The organism is Quadrisphaera sp. RL12-1S (assembly GCF_014270065.1).
Lineage (GTDB): Bacteria > Actinomycetota > Actinomycetes > Actinomycetales > Quadrisphaeraceae > Quadrisphaera.
In genome coordinates, this window is record NZ_JACNME010000002.1 from 404,958 (window position 1) to 420,534 (window position 15,577).

Consider the following 15,577-nt stretch of genomic DNA (forward strand, 5'->3'; position numbering starts at 1 on the left):
CCACAGAGGCACCACCGCCGCTGGGGTGCCGCAGCACCGCCGCAGCACCCGCCGGGACCGTCGAGAGCCGCGCCGCCCTCCTGGAGGTCCCGTGTTCCGCAAGGTCCTGGTCGCCAACCGCGGGGAGATCGCCGTGCGCGCCTTCCGCGCCGCCGTCGAGCTGGGGGCCCGCACCGTGGCGGTCTACCCCTACGAGGACCGCGGCGCGGTGCACCGCATCAAGGCCGACGAGGCCTACCAGATCGGTGAGCGCGGCCACCCCGTGCGCGCCTACCTCGACGTCGACGAGATCGTCCGCGTCGCCCGCGAGTCCGGCGCCGACGCGGTCTACCCCGGCTACGGCTTCCTCTCGGAGAACCCCCGGCTCGCGCAGGCCTGCGCCGACGCCGGCATCACCTTCGTGGGGCCCCCGCCCGGCGTCCTGGAGCTGGCCGGCAACAAGGTCCGCGCCCTGGCCCGGGCGCGCGCGGCCGGGATCCCCGTGCTGCGCTCCTCGGCGCCGTCGGCCGACGTCGACGAGCTGGTCGCGGCCGCCGACGGCATCGGGTTCCCCGTCTTCGTCAAGGCCGTCGCCGGTGGCGGCGGGCGGGGCATGCGCCGCGTCGACGACCCCGCCGCGCTCGCGGAGGCCCTCGCCACCGCCATGCGCGAGGCCGAGGGCGCCTTCGGCGACCCGACGGTGTTCCTGGAGCAGGCGGTGCTGCGCCCGCGCCACATCGAGGTGCAGGTGCTGTCCGACGGCACGGCCGGCACCCACGCCCCCGGCAGCGCCGGCGCGACCGACGACGGCTTCGTCCACCTGTTCGAACGCGACTGCTCCCTGCAGCGGCGCCACCAGAAGGTCATCGAGATCGCCCCCGCGCCCAACCTCGACACCGAGCTGCGCGACGCCCTCACCCGTGACGCCCTCGCCTTCGCCCGCTCCATCGGCTACGTCAACGCCGGCACCGTGGAGTTCCTCGTCGAGACCGCCGGCGAGCGCGCCGGCCAGCACGTCTTCATCGAGATGAACCCCCGCATCCAGGTCGAGCACACCGTCACCGAGGAGGTCACCGACGTCGACCTCGTCCAGTCCCAGATGCGCATCGCCTCCGGGGAGACCTTCGCCGACCTCGACCTGTCCCAGGACCGCATCGTCCTGCGCGGCGCCGCCCTGCAGTGCCGCGTCACCACCGAGGACCCCGCCAACGGCTTCCGCCCCGACACCGGCACCATCACCGCCTACCGCTCCGCCGCCGGCGCCGGCGTCCGCCTGGACGGCGGCACCATCGACACCGGCGTGGAGATCAGCGCCCACTTCGACTCCATGCTCGTCAAGGTCACCTGCCGCGGGCGCGACTTCCCCACCGCCGTGCGCCGCCAGCGCCGCGCGCTCGCGGAGTTCCGCGTGCGCGGGGTCAGCACCAACATCCCCTTCCTGCAGGCCGTCCTGGACGACCCGGCCTTCATCGCCGGGGACGTGGCCACCTCCTTCATCGAGGAGCGCCCCGAGCTGGTCAGGGCCCGCACCCCCGCCGACCGCGGCACCAAGCTCATGACCTACCTCGCCGACGTCACGGTGCACCGCCCCCACGGGGAGGCACCCACCTCCCTCGCCCCGGCCGCGAAGCTGCCCGCGCACGTCGACCTGGAGGCGCCCGCCCCGGACGGCTCCCGCCAGCGCCTGCTCGACCTCGGCCCGGCCGCCTGGGCGGCGGCCCTGCGCGCCCAGGTGCCCGTGGCCGTCACCGACACCACCTTCCGCGACGCCCACCAGAGCCTGCTGGCCACCCGCGTGCGCACCCGGGACCTGGTGGCCGTGGCCCCGCACCTGGCCCGGGCGCTGCCGGGCCTGCTGAGCGTGGAGTGCTGGGGAGGGGCCACCTACGACGTCGCCCTGCGCTTCCTCGGCGAGGACCCCTGGGACCGCCTGGCCGCCCTGCGCGAGGCGATGCCCAACCTGGCGCTGCAGATGCTGCTGCGCGGGCGCAACACCGTCGGGTACACCCCCTACCCCGAGGCCGTCACCCGCGCCTTCGTCGCCGAGGCCACCGCCACCGGCGTGGACGTCTTCCGCATCTTCGACGCCCTCAACGACATCACCCAGATCCGCCCCGCCATCGAGGCCGTGCTGGAGACCGGCACCGCCGTCGCCGAGGGCACCCTGTGCTACACCTCCGACCTGTCCGACCCGTCCGAACACCTGTACACGCTCGACTACTACCTGCGCCTGGCCGAGCAGGTCGTCGAGGCCGGCGCCCACGTCCTGGCCGTCAAGGACATGGCCGGCCTGCTGCGCCCCCCGGCCGCCAAGAAGCTGGTGTCCGCGCTTCGGCTGCGCTTCGACCTCCCCGTCCACCTCCACACCCACGACACCGCCGGCGGGCAGCTGGCCACCCTGCTGGCCGCCGTGGACGCCGGTGTCGACGCCGTCGACGTCGCCGCCGCCCCCATGGCCGGCACCACCAGCCAGCCCCCCGCCTCGGCCCTGGTCGCCGCCCTGCGCCACACCGAGCGCGACACCGGCCTGGACCTGCGCGCCGTCATGGACCTGGAGCCCTACTGGGAGGCCGTCCGCCGCCTCTACGCCCCCTTCGAGTCCGGCGTCGGCGCCCCCACCGGCCGCGTCTACGACCACGAGATCCCCGGCGGGCAGCTGTCCAACCTGCGCCAGCAGGCCATCGCCCTCGGCGTGGGGGAGAAGTTCGAGCAGGTCGAGGCGATGTACCACGCCGCCGACCGCATCCTGGGCCACCTGGTCAAGGTCACCCCCTCCTCCAAGGTCGTCGGGGACCTCGCCCTCCACCTCGTCGCCGTCGGCGCCGACCCGAAGGACTTCGCCGCCGACCCCCAGCGCTTCGACGTCCCCGACTCCGTCATCGGCTTCCTGTCCGGAGAGCTCGGCACCCCGCCCGGCGGCTGGCCCGAGCCCTTCCGCACCAAGGCGCTCGCGGGCCGCACCGCCGCACCCCAGGAGGTGGCGCTGAGCGGCCAGGACGAGGCCGGGCTCAGCGCGCCCGCCGACCTGGTCACCGACGGAGCTGGCGGCGGTGAGGGCCGCGGCACCAGCCCGTCCCGCCGGGACCTGCTGAACCGGCTGCTCTTCCCCGGCCCGTCCGCGGAGCTGGCGCGGGTGCGCGAGGCCTACGGGGACGTCTCGGTGCTGGACACCCGCGACTACCTCTACGGCCTGCGCCGCGGGGAGGAGTCCGTCATCGCGCTCGGCCGCGGTGTCTCGCTCATCGCGGGCCTGGAGGCCGTGGGCGAGCCCGACGAGAAGGCCGTGCGCACCGTGATGACGGTGCTCAACGGCCAGCTGCGCCCGGTGGCGGTGCGCGACCGGACCCTGGAGGTCTCCGTCGCCTCCGCCGAGAAGGCCGACCCGGCCCGTCCCGGTCACGTCGCCTCCCCGTTCGCGGGCGTGGTCACCCTCGTCGTCGCCGAGGGCGAGGCCGTCGAGGCCGGCCAGACGGTCGCCACGATCGAGGCCATGAAGATGGAGGCCTCCATCACCACCCCCGTCGCCGGCACGGTGCGCCGCCTGGCCATCGGGAAGGTGCAGCAGGTGGAGGGCGGCGACCTGGTCGTGGAGGTCGCCACCAGCTGAGAGCAGGACGACGACGGGGGCGGTTCCCGCGGGAGGTGAGGACAGGCTAACCTCACCTTCGTGATCGCCCCCGTCGACGCCCCGGCGACCCCGGCGCGCCCCGGACGGCGCTCCGGGAGTCACCCCGGGCAGCCTCTCGACCTGCGCCCCGCGCAGACCGCCCGCCGCAGCGCCGTCGTCCTGCTCCTGGTGCTCGGGGTGCTGCTCGCCGTCCTGGCCAGCCTCGCCCTGGGCTCCCGGGCGCTGGCGCCGGCCACCGTGCTGGAGGCCCTGCGCGCGGGGCCGGCTGCCGCCGGCCCCGGGGGCAGCGAGGCCTCGGTGATCGTCTGGCAGCTGCGCGTGCCGCGCACCCTGCTCGGCCTGCTCGCCGGGGCGGCCCTCGGGGTGGCCGGCGGCCTCATGCAGGGCCTCACCCGCAACCCCCTCGCCGACCCCGGGCTGCTGGGCGTCACCCAGGGCGCCGCCCTGGCCGTGGTGGTGGCCGCCGTCACCCTCGGCGCCGGCGGCGTCCTGACCCCGACCACCACCGTCACCGCCGCCCTGCTCGGCGCCGCCGCGGGCGCCCTCGTGGTGGTCGGCATCGCCGCCGGCGGTCCCCGCGGCCGCGCCTCCACCACCTCCACGGGCAGCGCCGGCGGCACCGACCCCCTCACCCTCGTGCTCGCCGGCGCCGCGGTCACCGCCCTGCTCGGAGCCCTCGTGCAGGCCGTCGTCCTCGCCGACGCCACCGGCCTGCAGGCCTTCCGCTTCTGGGCCGTCGGAGCGCTCACCGGCACCGGCGGCGTCGTGGCGCTCGCGGCCCCGGTCGCCGCCGTCGGCCTCGTGCTGGGCCTGCTGGGTGCGCGCGGCCTGGACCTGCTGGCCCTCGGGGACGACCTCGCCCGCGGCGCCGGGCTGCGCGTCGGTGCCGCCCGCGGCCTGGGCGTGGCCGCCGTCGTCGTCCTGGTCGGCGCCGCCACCGCGGCGTGCGGGCCGATCGGCTTCGTGGGCCTGGTGGTCCCGCACCTGGCCCGCGCGCTGGTGGGTCCGGTGCACCGCTGGCTGCTGCCGGTGGCCGGGCTGTGCGGTGCGGTGCTCGTGCTCGTCGCCGACGTCCTGGGGCGGTTGGTGGTGGGCGCCGGGGAGGTGCCGGTCGGGGTGGTCCTGGCCGTGCTCGGCGGTCCCGCGTTCGTGGTGCTCGTGCGCCGGCGCCGGTTGGTGGCCCTGTGAGCACCCGCCCCCTCGCCCCCCTCGCGCCCCTCGCCCCGCTGCTGGCCCCGGCGCCCGGGACCCTCGCGCTGCGCCTGGGGCCGCTGTCGCTGCGCCTGCACACCCGCGCCGCGGTGCTCGTGGCCGCCGCCCTGGCGCTGCTCGTGCTCGTCGTGGCCGTGGACCTGTCCCGCGGGTCCGCCCCGCTGGGCCTGAGCGAGGTGTTCTCCGTCCTCACCGGCGGCGGGGAGCGCGGCGCCCGCTTCGTGGTCACCGAGCTGCGCCTGCCGCGCACCAGCACCGCCGTCGCCGTCGGCGCCCTCCTGGGCCTGTCCGGGGCGCTGCTGCAGGCCTTCGCCCGCAACCCCCTGGCCAGCCCCGACGTCCTCGGCGTCGACCGGGGCGCCGCCGCCGGCGCGGTGCTGGTCATCCTCGCCGCCACCGCCGCCCCCGGGCTGGCCGGGCCGCTGTCGGCGGTGGGCGTCCCCCTGGCCGCCGGCGCCGGTGCCCTGGGCACCGCCGCCCTCGTCTACGCCCTCGCCTGGCGCGGCGGCGTCCACGGCACCCGCCTGGTGCTCGTCGGCATCGGCATCGCCGCCGCCCTGCAGGGCCTCATCTCCTGGATGCTCATCGGCGCCCGCCTCGACTGGGCCGCCCAGGCCGTGCGCTACCTGTCGGGGTCGCTGTCCGGGCGGGGCTGGGAGCAGGCCGCCCAGGCCGGCGCCACCCTCGCGGTGCTCGTGCCGCTGGCGCTGGTGCTCGGGCACCGCCTGGACGCCCTCGTGCTGGGGGACGACTCCGCCCGCGCTCTGGGCGTGCCGCTGCAGCGCAGCCAGCTCGCGGTCCTGCTGGTGTCGGTGGTCGCGGCGTCCGCCGCCGTGGTGGCCGCCGGGCCGATCGGCTTCGTGGCGCTGCTGGTGCCGCAGGTGGCGCTGCGCCTGGCCGGCAGGGCGGCCCGCGGCCGCCCCCCGGTGCTGCTGTCCGCCCTGCTGGGGGCGGTGCTGGTGGTGCTGGCCGACTGCGTCGGACGCACCGCCCTGGGCGGGGAGGTGCCCGTCGGGGTGGTCACCTCGATCATCGGCGCCCCCTACCTGATCTGGCTGCTCGTGCGCAGATCCCGCGAGAGGACCTTCTGATGACCACCACTTCCACCACTCCCACCACCTCCACCAGCAGGTTGCGCGCCGAGGCGGTGCGCCTGGCCTACGGCGAGCGCGTCGTCGTCGGCGGCTCCAGCGGTGGCCTGGACCTGGCCGTCCCCGACGGCGCCCTCACGGCGGTCGTCGGCCCCAACGGGTGCGGCAAGTCCACGGTGCTGCGCGCCCTGGGGCGCCTGCTGCGGCCCACCGCCGGACAGGTGCTGCTCGACGGGCGCGCCATCGACTCGATGCCCACCCGCGCGGTGGCCCAGCAGCTGGCCCTGCTGCCCCAGAGCCCCACCGCTCCGGAGGGCCTGACCGTGAGGGACCTGGTCTCCCGCGGTCGCCACCCGCACCAGCGCTGGTTCTCCACCGCCTCCGCCGCCGACGACGACGCCGTGGCCCGCGCCCTGGAGCGCGTCGGCGTGCTCGACCTGGCCGACCGCGTGGTCGACGAGCTCTCCGGCGGGCAGCGCCAGCGGGCGTGGATCGCGCTGGCCCTGGCCCAGGAGACCGACCTGCTCCTGCTGGACGAGCCGACCACCTTCCTGGACCTGTGCCACCAGCTGGAGGTGCTCGACCTGGTGCACGGGCTCGTGCACCCCACCAGCCCCGCCAGCCCTGCTGGCACCTCTGCTGCCACCTCTGCTGGGGGGCGCACCGCCGTCGTCGTCCTGCACGACCTCAACCTCACCGCCCGCTACGCCGACCACGTCGTCGCGGTGCAGGCCGGAGCCGTGGTGGCCACCGGGACCCCCGCCGAGGTGCTCACCGAGGAACTGCTCGAACGCGTGTTCGGCGTCCGGGCGCGGGTGCTGGAGGACCCCGTCGCCGGGGGACCGCTCATCGTCCCCCTCGCCGGTCGGCACGCCCTCGCCCCCACCGCCTGAGCGGCGCCCCGACCGCCCTGGCCACCCCACTGCTCCGCAAATCGAACACCTGTACGACAACCGCCCGAGGACCCCAGGAGCCCCCATGACCCGCCCCACGCCCCACCTCGCCTCCCTGCTGGGCGCCCACCTGCCCCCCGCCGGCGCAGGCACCTCCCGCCGCGCCGTCCTGCTCGCCGGCGCCGGCGGACTGGCCGGCCTGCTCGCCGCCTGCGGCTCCAGCAGCCCCGACCCCGGCGCGGCAGGCGGTGAGGCGACGGCCCGCCCCGGCGGCGCCAGCCCCACCTCCGGCCCCTGGACCTTCACCGACGACCGCGGCCGCACCACCACCCTGGACGCCGTCCCCACCCGCATCGCCGGCTACGCCGACGAGGTCAGCGCCCTGTGGGGCTTCGGCATCACCCCCGTGGGCGTCTGGCACCGCTACCCCCTGTCCGAGGACGCCAACTTCACCGGCCGCGACACCACCGGCGTGACCGTCCTCGGCTCCACCTACGGCGAGATCGACCTCGAGGCGCTCGCGGCGCTGGCCCCCGACGTCCTCGTCGTCCCCGGCTACCCCGCCGACTCCTCCGGGAAGCTCGGCGAGCAGCTGTTCTCCTTCACCGACCAGGCCCAGCAGGACGCCGCCGCCAAGATCGCCCCCATCGTCGCCATCGCCCAGAAGGGCACCTCCGCCGACGTCATCGCCCGCAACGGCGAGCTCGCCGCCTCCCTGGGTGCGGACCTCGACGACGACGCCAACACCCGCGCGAGGGCCGACTGGGAGGCGGCCTGCGACCGCGTGCGCGCCGCGGCCTCCCGGGACCTGGTGGTCGGCGCCCTCTACGCCACCCCCGGTGACGGCATGTACTGGGCCAAGGCCTCCGACGACCCCGGCCTGGCCTTCTACGCCTCCCTCGGCGTGCGCTTCCTCCCGCTGTCCACCAGCGAGTACTACTGGGAGCAGGCCTCCTGGGAGAACGCCGGGAAGTACACCCCCGACGTCGTCCTCTACAGCCCCATCGACGCCCTGGACGCCGCCGGCCTCAAGGCCCAGCCCACCTTCGCGCCCACCCCCGCGGCCCAGGCCGACCAGCTCTACCCCTGGTACTTCGGCTCCATGGACCACGTCCAGCAGGCCCGCGTGCTCAACGCGCTCGCCGACGACCTCGAGAAGGCCCAGAAGGTCACAGCCTGACCCTCAGGTCGTCTACCAGGTCAGCCCTCAGGTCAGCAGGCCCGGGGTGAGGTTCCACCGCCTCACCCCGGGCACCCCGTGCTCGGCGTCCAGCACGCACACCGCCGCGGTGTCCAGCAGCAGCTGCGCCCCCGCCTGCGGACCGGCCTCCAGCCACACCGCCGCCAGCACCCGCAGCACGTGCCCGTGCGCCACCAGCACCACGTCACCGCGCCCCAGCGCCGGCCGCACCCGCTCCAGCACCCGCTCGCAGCGCGCCGCGACCTGCTCCAGCTGCTCACCGGGCGGCTGCCCCTGCCCCCCGGGAGCCACCCCGTCGCGAAACACCCGCCAGTCGTCGCCCCGCTGCTCGCGGATCTGCGGCGTCGTCAGCCCCTCGTAGGCCCCGTAGTCCCACTCCGCCAGGTCCTCCAGCACCACCGGCTCACCACCACCGAGCCCACCGTCGGCCACCGGCACGCCCAGACCCGCCAGCCGCGCCGTGCGCTGCGCCCGCTGCCGAGGGCTCACCGCCACCAGCGCCGGCTCACCCTCCAGCACCCGGTGCAGCACCCGCGACGCCCCGCGCGCCTGCTCCTCACCCACCTCCGTCAGCGGAACGTCGGTGCTCCCCGTGTGCCGACCCGAGGTCGACCACTCGGTGGCACCGTGACGCAGCAGCAGCAGACGACCCGTCTCACTCACCGCGCCAGGCTGCCAGCCAGCCCCCGCCAGCGCTCGCGGGCCGCCACCTACGATGACGACGACGCCTCCACCGGCGCCCCACCTGAACCACAGCCCGACGACCAGCAGGCACCAGCAGATCCCAGGAGGCCCTCGCCGTGACCCCGGTCCTCGCCTGGGCCTGCGGCGTCCTCGCCCTGGTGGTCGCCGCGCTCGCGGGCCTGGCCACCGCCCGCGGCCGGCGCCTGGACGACCGGATGCTCATCGCCGTCGCCGTCCTCGAGGTCGCCCTGCTCGTGCAAGCCGTGGCCGGGTTCGTCGCCCTGGCCCTGACCGACCGCCCCGTCGACGGCGTCGTGTTCGGCAGCTACCTGGTCACCACGGTGCTCGTGCCGCCGGTCGGGGCGTTCTGGGCGCTGGGGGAGAAGTCGCGCTGGGGGACCGGGGTGCTCCTCATCGCCGCGCTGACCACCGCCATCCTCGTCGTGCGCCTCGAGCAGGTCTGGAGCGCCGGTGCCTAGCAGACCCCCCACCTCCGGCGCGTCCGGGGCGATGCGCCACGGCCCGGGCCGGGTGCTCGTGGCCGTCTACGCCGTCCTGGGCCTGTCCGCCTCCGTCCGCGGCCTCTACCAGGTGCTCTTCCAGTTCTCCGAGGCGCCGGTGGCCTACCTGCTGAGCCTGTTCGCGGGCCTGGTCTACGTGGTGGCCACCGCTGCGCTCGTGCGCGCCACCCCCGGAGCGTGGCGGGTGGCGCTGGGTGCCGTGCTCGTGGAGCTGGTCGGGGTGCTCACCGTGGGGACCCTGACGGTGCTGGACGCCGCCGACTTCCCCGACGGGACGGTCTGGGGCGCGTTCGGCCGCGACTACGGCTGGGTGCCCCTGGTGCTCCCACTGCTGGGTCTGGCCTGGCTGCGGCGCACCCGTCCCACGCGCTGACTACACCGATCTCGCTGATCTCGCCGACTCCGGCCTGCTGACTGCTGGTCGGTGGCGGAGCGGGGCACCCACCCAACCTGATAACAGAACCAAGCAGGGTGATCATGGAGCGCTCGTCGTGCGGGCCGGCCGGCAGCCGGCCCGCACGACGAGCACCCCGCACCGACACCGGTGCGGCGGGGGAGGGGAGGGGTCAGCCGCGCCAGTCGGCGCTGGGGACCCGCTGGCCCCGGAAGACCCACACCCGCAGCAGCAGGAAGCGCAGCACGGTGCCGGCGAGGTTGGCCGCGGTCAGTGCCACCACCTCCACCACGTGGGAGGCGCCCGGCGCGACGGCGTGCAGGAGCACCAGCGACCCCGAGGTCAGGCCCCAGCAGATGCCGAAGACCACCAGGCCCTGCGCCTGGTGGCGGGCCACCTGCGAGCGCCCCCGCACCCCGAAGGTGAAGGCGCGGTTGGCGGCGGTGTTGGCCACCGCGGTCACCAGCAGGGAGGCCAGGTTGGCGCCCTGCGGCCCGAGCACCGGCCGCAGCAGCAGGTACAGCAGGGCGTACGCCAGGGTGCTGGCCACCCCGACCACCGCGAACCGCAGCACCTGCGAGAGCAGGCCCGTGGGGGAGGTGGGGGAGGGGCGCGTCACCAGGGCGGCGTGGACGTCGGCCAGGGGCAGCTCCCCCCGGGCCAGGGAGGAGGCCAGGCGCGCCAGGCCCCGCAGGTCAGCGGCGGCGGTGGCGACGATGTCGACGCGGGAGTCGGGGTCGTCCACCCAGTCCACGGGGACCTCGTGGATGCGCAGGCCCGCACGCTCGGCGAGCACCAGCAGCTCGGTGTCGAAGAACCAGCCGTCGTCGACCACCAGCGGCAGCAGCGCCCCGGCGACCTCCTTGCGCACCGCCTTGAAGCCGCACTGGGCGTCGGAGAAGCGCACCCGCAGCGTGGAGCGCAGCAGCGCGTTGTAGCAGCGCGAGACGACCTCGCGCTTGGGGCCGCGCACCACCCGGGAGGCGCGGTGCAGCCGGGTGCCGATGGCCACGTCGGAGTGCCCCGAGACCAGGGGTGCCACCAGCGGCAGCAGCGCGGCGAGGTCGGTGGACAGGTCCACGTCCATGTAGGCCACCACCTGCGCGGGAGAGGCCGACCACGCCGCGCGCAGCGCCCCGCCGCGGCCCTTGCGGTCCAGGTGGACCACCTTCACCCCGGCTCCGGGGGAGTCCAGCTCGGCGGCCAGGGCGTGCGCGGTGACCAGGGTGGCGTCGGTGCTGGCGTTGTCGACCACGGTGACGCAGAAGGAGTACGGCAGGTGCGCCAGCAGGTGGGCGTGCAGGGCCCGCACGCACCCGGGAAGGTCGTCCTGCTCGTTGTAGACCGGGACGACGACGTCGAGCACGGTCACGGGAGTCGAGGTCGGGTCGCAGGTCGGGTCGGACGCCGCAGTCGCGGCCGCGGCGAAGGCGGAGGTCCGCGCGGCCGGTGCACCGTCCCCCGGGGCCGCCGGGGCCGCGGGGCCGCCCTCGGAAGTTGCAGCGGCGAAGGCAGCGGTGCCGGCGTCACCGTCCACGAGGCTCACGCCAGCGACCCTCGGCCCGCTGGCTGGGGCGAGCTGGGGGGAGACCTGGGCACCACCTGGGAGGCTCCCCACAGGACCGCTCTGCCCAGCGCGCTGCACAGCTCTCGGGTCGACGCCCAGCCGGCCATCGGGCAGCAGGGGCCCACCTCGCCCGGGGGCGCCGGCGTCATCGCGCGTCGCACCGCTCACGGATCACACCGGCCCACGCCCCCGAGCGTAGGCCCGCACCGCCGCGGTGGAGAGGTCCTCCAGGTCCCGGTCCTCCAGAGCGAGGACGCCCAGGGTGGTGGTGAAGGCCAGGCGCAGCCCCCGGTCGGACAGCGGCAGGCCCGCCGGGCGCAGCGCTCCCGTGCGCAGGTCGGTCGAGGGCCGTACCCGCAGCCACAGCGCCGAGGGATCCGACCCGCGCAGCAGCGAGGCCAGCACGGCCCGGTCAGCCAGCCACCCCGACAGCGCGGTCCGCGCCGGCTCGGGCAGCTTCCACGTGCGCGGTGAGAGTCCGGTCTGCACGCGCACGTGGGTGGCCACCGCCAGAGCAGCTGACCCTCCTGGACCTTCTGAGCCGGCTGTCCCCTCGGGCCGCAGGCGGCTGGGCCACCCCGCTCCCGCGTCCACCGCCGCTCCCGCCAGCACGACGTCGGTCTCGCCGCTCGCATCATCACTGGTGTCATCACTGGTGTCATCGCTGGCGTCGGGGAACAGCGGGGGAGTCACCGCGTCGCCGTCGATGTGAGAACCGCTGGCCCGGTCGATGTGAGGAAGCGACGACGAGGATGTGACATCGGCGCCGTGAGAGTTCTGTGACGACGCGTGAGGAACAGGAGGGGTGAGGTCATCACTGCCTACGTGTGAGATGGAGGAGGTGTCGTCGTCCTGTGAGGCGTGGGTGGTGACGTCTGCCAGGCGCAGCGTGGCCATGACGTCCTCGCGCTCACCGGTGAGCGCGAGCAGGTGCACGTGAGCGCAGAACCGGGTCCACACCGCCGGGTGCACGGCCAGGGGCCGTGCGTCGGGGTGGGCCTTGACGAGCAGGCGGCGCACGGGGTCGGGGTCCGGTCCGGGCGCCAGGGGCGGTGCGGGCATGCGCAGGACGGCGGCCAGGGCTGCTGCGGCACCCACGGGCAGTGCCCCGGTGGTCTCGGCGTGCTGGGTCAGCGCCCGCACGGCGCTCGCCCTGGCCCGCAGGCCCGGCAGGGAGGCCGGGGGGTCGGCGGTGGCCGCGGCGTCCAGCCAGGCGCGCACGGGCTCGGGTGCCAGGACGGCGGCCGGTGTGGGGGAGGCAGGCGCTCCTGTGCCCCCGGATGAGGTCCCGGGTGTGGCCCCGGGGGTGCCCTGCGTCCAGGTGAGCAGCTCGCGCAGGGCCCAGGTGCGCTGGCGCTGGGTGGAGGGGCTGGTGGCGCCCAGGGTGGCCAGGTAGCCGTCCACGAGGCGGCTCAGGGCCGTGGGGCGATCGCCTGCGGTGGTGGAGGCCTGCGCGTCCGTCGTCACCACCCCATCCTACGGCACTTGATAACGGAACCAGGCCCACCTCCTCGTCCCCGGTCGCCCCCAGAGACCCCCGGGTCCGCGCGAACCACGTCAAGGCTTCGGTCTGGCCTAGACGTACTGACGGGTCCGGTCCGTGGTGAGGAGAGGGTTGCTGCGTGGTTCCGTTATCAAATTGCGGGTGGATGTGCCGATGAGGGTGGGCGGGGGCAGTAGGAGGCGACGTCGAGGCCGACGACGAGGACCACGGGGGGAGCGCGAGAAACGGCTCGTGCAGCACGCGCGCGATGAGGACACTGGTCGACCATGACGACGGACCAGCGCCCGCGCGACGCCGCGAGTCCCAGAATCCCAGCGGACCCGCTGGCGCCGGCGACACCAGCGGCACCAGCGACGTCCCAGACCCGGACCTACCGCACCGAGGTCGTCGGACAGTTCGACCGCCCCAGCGGTGAGCTGCGTCAGCGACTGCTGGCCGCCCAGGGCGAGCACGACGTGTTCTCCTCGGCGTTCACCGAGGACGGCTGCTGGACCTACGGGCCCACGCTGACGCGCTTCACCGTGCGCCACCTGCTCACCGTGGTCTCACCCAGCACCGTCGAGGCCAACGACGACGCCCGCACCGAGGCCCTGCTGCGGACGATGACGATCCTGCAGGACGCCGGCGTCTCCTGGCGCGGTGACCTCAGCGTCTCGGTCACATGCCTGCAGGACGTCAGGACCCGCGCCTCGAAGCGGACCGGTCGGCGCAGCAGCTCATGAGGCCGCGCTCAGCGCCTCGTCGGGGAGGCCCCGACCTGCCCCTTCTTCCCGCAGTCTGACATAACGTCGATTATCGGCTCGCTGGGAACGGCCAGGGGAGCGACGCTCCAGCAGGCTCCTCGAGACCGTGCGCCTGACACCTGACCTGGTGCCTCGAGCGCCTGGACGGTGTCTGTCGGGGTTCCCAGAATGCGCCAGCGGCGGCCCGGACCGCCCGTGGTGATGACGGCTCGGGCGGCCCGGACCGCCCGTGGTGATGACGGCTCGGGCGGCGGCTCGGTCGCCATCGCTGCGACCTCCGGGAGCGAGTCCCCCGGTGTCCTGCCGTCGGCGGCTCCTTCCTTGCTGCGACCGTCATCATCACCGCCATTGCCACCGCCATCGCCGTCGAGCTTCCCGCCGTCGCGCCGGCCTGCTCGCCCGGCGATGCGTGGTGCCCCGAGAAGCACCGAGAAGCACCGGGAAGCAGGAGCCGGACGCGGCGGGATCCCACCGAGGCCCGCGGGTGGGTGTTGGCCCGATCGGTCCGCAAGCCCCGGTGTCAGCAGCTGCCGTTCGCTCCGCCTCTGCCGGCCGCTGCGCCGCTGCGGCCGGAGCCGACGGCGTCTGCGTCCGGGCCTTCCCCTGCGGCTCCCCCGGAAGATGTTGTTCTCGCACGCTTGGTGCCGTTATCAGATACTGCAGGAGCCCCAGGAGGTGCGTCGTCGTCGCGCACATCCCGCGACGGCGACGAGTTGCGTTCTCACATCCATCCGCCACGGAGCCTGTGAGCAGCAGGCGCCCTCGCACGTATGAAACGAACCTCACGCACGTGCTGTGAGCAGACTTCTCACACATGACAGCACTGTCAGAACCTCACATCAGCCAGGGTGCGCCGTGCGTCGCATGTGACACCTGGTTGGATGTGCGATGTGAGCGGTGAGCGGTGGGATGAGATCACACGCTGGGTCGACGCGGAGGGCCGGGTCGGCCTCGCTGAGCTGGCGTCGCGCTTCGAGGTCTCGGAGATGACGATCCGGCGGGACCTGGACGCGCTGACCGCTGCTGGTCGTCTGCGCCGCGTGCGCGGTGGCGCCATCAGCCTCACGACCGCTCCCCCGAGCGCGCCCAGGCCGACCCCGGCGCCGCAGCAGGCCCCGACCCGTCCGGCCCCCCCGGCCCCCTCAGGTCCCCCGGCCTCGGTGGACCAGGGGCGCGGGGCGCCGTCCAGTGCGGCGCCCGTCGTCCACACCGGCGTCGAGGCGGGCGTCGAGGCGGAGCCCGACCCGGTGGCCTCCCCCGGCTTCGACCCGTCCAGGGCACCCTCTTCGCTCGGTTCCGTTATCGCGTCATGGGCGGGAGCCTTCCCCTCTGGGTTCCCCACGCCGCAGGCCGCACCTGCCCGCGAGACACCAGCGCCAGCAACGGCCCCGGCCCCGCACGCGCCCGCCGAGGCGGAGACGCCGCCGGGCTGGGACGTCCCGCTGCCCCCCGCGCGCCCCGCTTCTCCCCCCGCTTCTCCCCCCGCACATCCCGACCGTCCTCGTGATCATCACCTCGAGGACCAGCCCGTCACCCGCCCCGCTCCCCCCGCCGAGACCGAGGACCCCTGGGCGCGTGCCGCCCGCGCCGCCCTGGGCGAGCTGGCCCCGGGCGCCGCCGTGCTGCTGACCGGGGGCACCGGCGCGCTGGCGCTGGCCCACCACGTGGCCAGGCTCGCGGCCCGCTCCCCCACCGCACCGCTGACGGTGGCCGTCACCGCCCTGGCCCCGGCCACCGTGCTGTCCGGCGCCCCCGGCGTGCGCCTGGTGGTGCTGGGCGGGGAGGCCGAGCACGCCGGCACCGACCTGGTCGGTCCCTCGGCGCTGGCGGCCCTGGAGGACCTGCACCTCGACGTCGCCGTCCTGACGCCCACCGGCCTGGACGCCCGCGGCGCCTGGGCGCCCACCTCCGCCGCCGCGGCGCTGGTCGCGGCGGCGGTGGCGCGTGCCGAGCGCACCGTGGCCGTGGTCGCCCCGGGGGTGCTGGGCCGCCCGGGCCTGGTGCGCGCGGCGCCGCTCGGGGCGCTGCAGGAGGTGGTGGCAGTCCCCGCCCCGGGCGAGGACACCGCCGCGCTCACCGCCCGCCTGGAGGCGGTCCGCTCCGGGGCGCCCAGCGCCCCCCGCGTCACCGCCGCCTGATCACCACCGGATCGCTGCCCGG

Annotated in this window: 12 protein-coding genes; 9 read left to right on the top strand and 3 right to left on the bottom strand. The window is 75.6% G+C overall.

Annotation, left to right across the window (positions count from 1 at the left end; translation table 11 throughout):
- Window positions 1–91 precede the first annotated feature (91 nt).
- From H7K62_RS05405 to H7K62_RS05425, 5 genes are all read left to right on the top strand, one after another.
- On the top strand, window positions 92–3,586 hold the full coding sequence (locus H7K62_RS05405; RefSeq protein ID WP_186716890.1) for a pyruvate carboxylase: 3,495 nt from the start codon (window positions 92–94) through the stop codon (window positions 3,584–3,586).
- 60 nt (window positions 3,587–3,646) lie between these two features.
- Window positions 3,647–4,795 (top strand): FecCD family ABC transporter permease, encoded by a 1,149-nt coding sequence (locus H7K62_RS05410; protein WP_370591616.1) that lies wholly within the window; start codon window positions 3,647–3,649, stop codon window positions 4,793–4,795.
- Window positions 4,792–5,910, top strand: a complete 1,119-nt coding sequence (locus H7K62_RS05415; RefSeq protein WP_222437111.1) for a FecCD family ABC transporter permease — start codon at window positions 4,792–4,794, stop codon at window positions 5,908–5,910. The genes H7K62_RS05410 and H7K62_RS05415 overlap by 4 nt, the downstream gene beginning before the upstream one ends.
- The gene (locus tag H7K62_RS05420) at window positions 5,910–6,803 is read left to right on the top strand and encodes an ABC transporter ATP-binding protein (protein ID WP_186716891.1); all 894 of its coding nucleotides are present in this window, start codon (window positions 5,910–5,912) and stop codon (window positions 6,801–6,803) included. The genes H7K62_RS05415 and H7K62_RS05420 overlap by 1 nt, the downstream gene beginning before the upstream one ends.
- 85 nt (window positions 6,804–6,888) lie before the next feature.
- On the top strand, window positions 6,889–7,983 hold the full coding sequence (locus tag H7K62_RS05425; protein WP_186716892.1) for an ABC transporter substrate-binding protein: 1,095 nt from the start codon (window positions 6,889–6,891) through the stop codon (window positions 7,981–7,983).
- A gap of 27 nt (window positions 7,984–8,010) precedes the next feature.
- On the opposite strand, the gene H7K62_RS05430 is transcribed toward H7K62_RS05425, so the two are convergent.
- Entirely contained in the window at window positions 8,011–8,667 is a 657-nt protein-coding gene (locus H7K62_RS05430) for a histidine phosphatase family protein (RefSeq protein ID WP_370591617.1), read from the bottom strand.
- 137 nt (window positions 8,668–8,804) lie between these two features.
- On the opposite strand from H7K62_RS05430, the gene H7K62_RS05435 reads away from it, so the two are divergent.
- On the top strand, window positions 8,805–9,167 hold the full coding sequence (locus tag H7K62_RS05435) for a hypothetical protein (RefSeq protein ID WP_186716893.1): 363 nt from the start codon (window positions 8,805–8,807) through the stop codon (window positions 9,165–9,167).
- Complete coding sequence (locus tag H7K62_RS05440; protein WP_370591618.1) at window positions 9,160–9,582, top strand: hypothetical protein; 423 nt, start codon at window positions 9,160–9,162, stop codon at window positions 9,580–9,582. The genes H7K62_RS05435 and H7K62_RS05440 overlap by 8 nt, the downstream gene beginning before the upstream one ends.
- A gap of 193 nt (window positions 9,583–9,775) precedes the next feature.
- Here H7K62_RS05440 and H7K62_RS05445 read toward each other — a convergent pair whose 3' ends face one another.
- Together H7K62_RS05445 and H7K62_RS05450 are read right to left on the bottom strand one after the other, a co-directional pair.
- Window positions 9,776–10,975: a glycosyltransferase gene (locus tag H7K62_RS05445; protein WP_186717075.1), complete on the bottom strand. Its 1,200-nt coding sequence runs from the start codon at window positions 10,973–10,975 to the stop codon at window positions 9,776–9,778.
- Between the two features lie 366 nt (window positions 10,976–11,341).
- Entirely contained in the window at window positions 11,342–12,637 is a 1,296-nt protein-coding gene (locus H7K62_RS05450) for a hypothetical protein (protein WP_186716894.1), read from the bottom strand.
- Window positions 12,638–12,940: 303 nt separating this feature from the next.
- Here H7K62_RS05450 and H7K62_RS05455 point away from each other — a divergent pair, with 303 nt between their 5' ends.
- Window positions 12,941–13,396, top strand: coding sequence for a DUF6204 family protein (locus H7K62_RS05455; protein WP_186716895.1), 456 nt, complete (start codon window positions 12,941–12,943; stop codon window positions 13,394–13,396).
- Window positions 13,397–14,298: 902 nt separating this feature from the next.
- The gene (locus H7K62_RS05460) at window positions 14,299–15,555 is read left to right on the top strand and encodes a DeoR family transcriptional regulator (RefSeq protein ID WP_186716896.1); all 1,257 of its coding nucleotides are present in this window, start codon (window positions 14,299–14,301) and stop codon (window positions 15,553–15,555) included.
- Window positions 15,556–15,577: the final 22 nt, after the last annotated feature.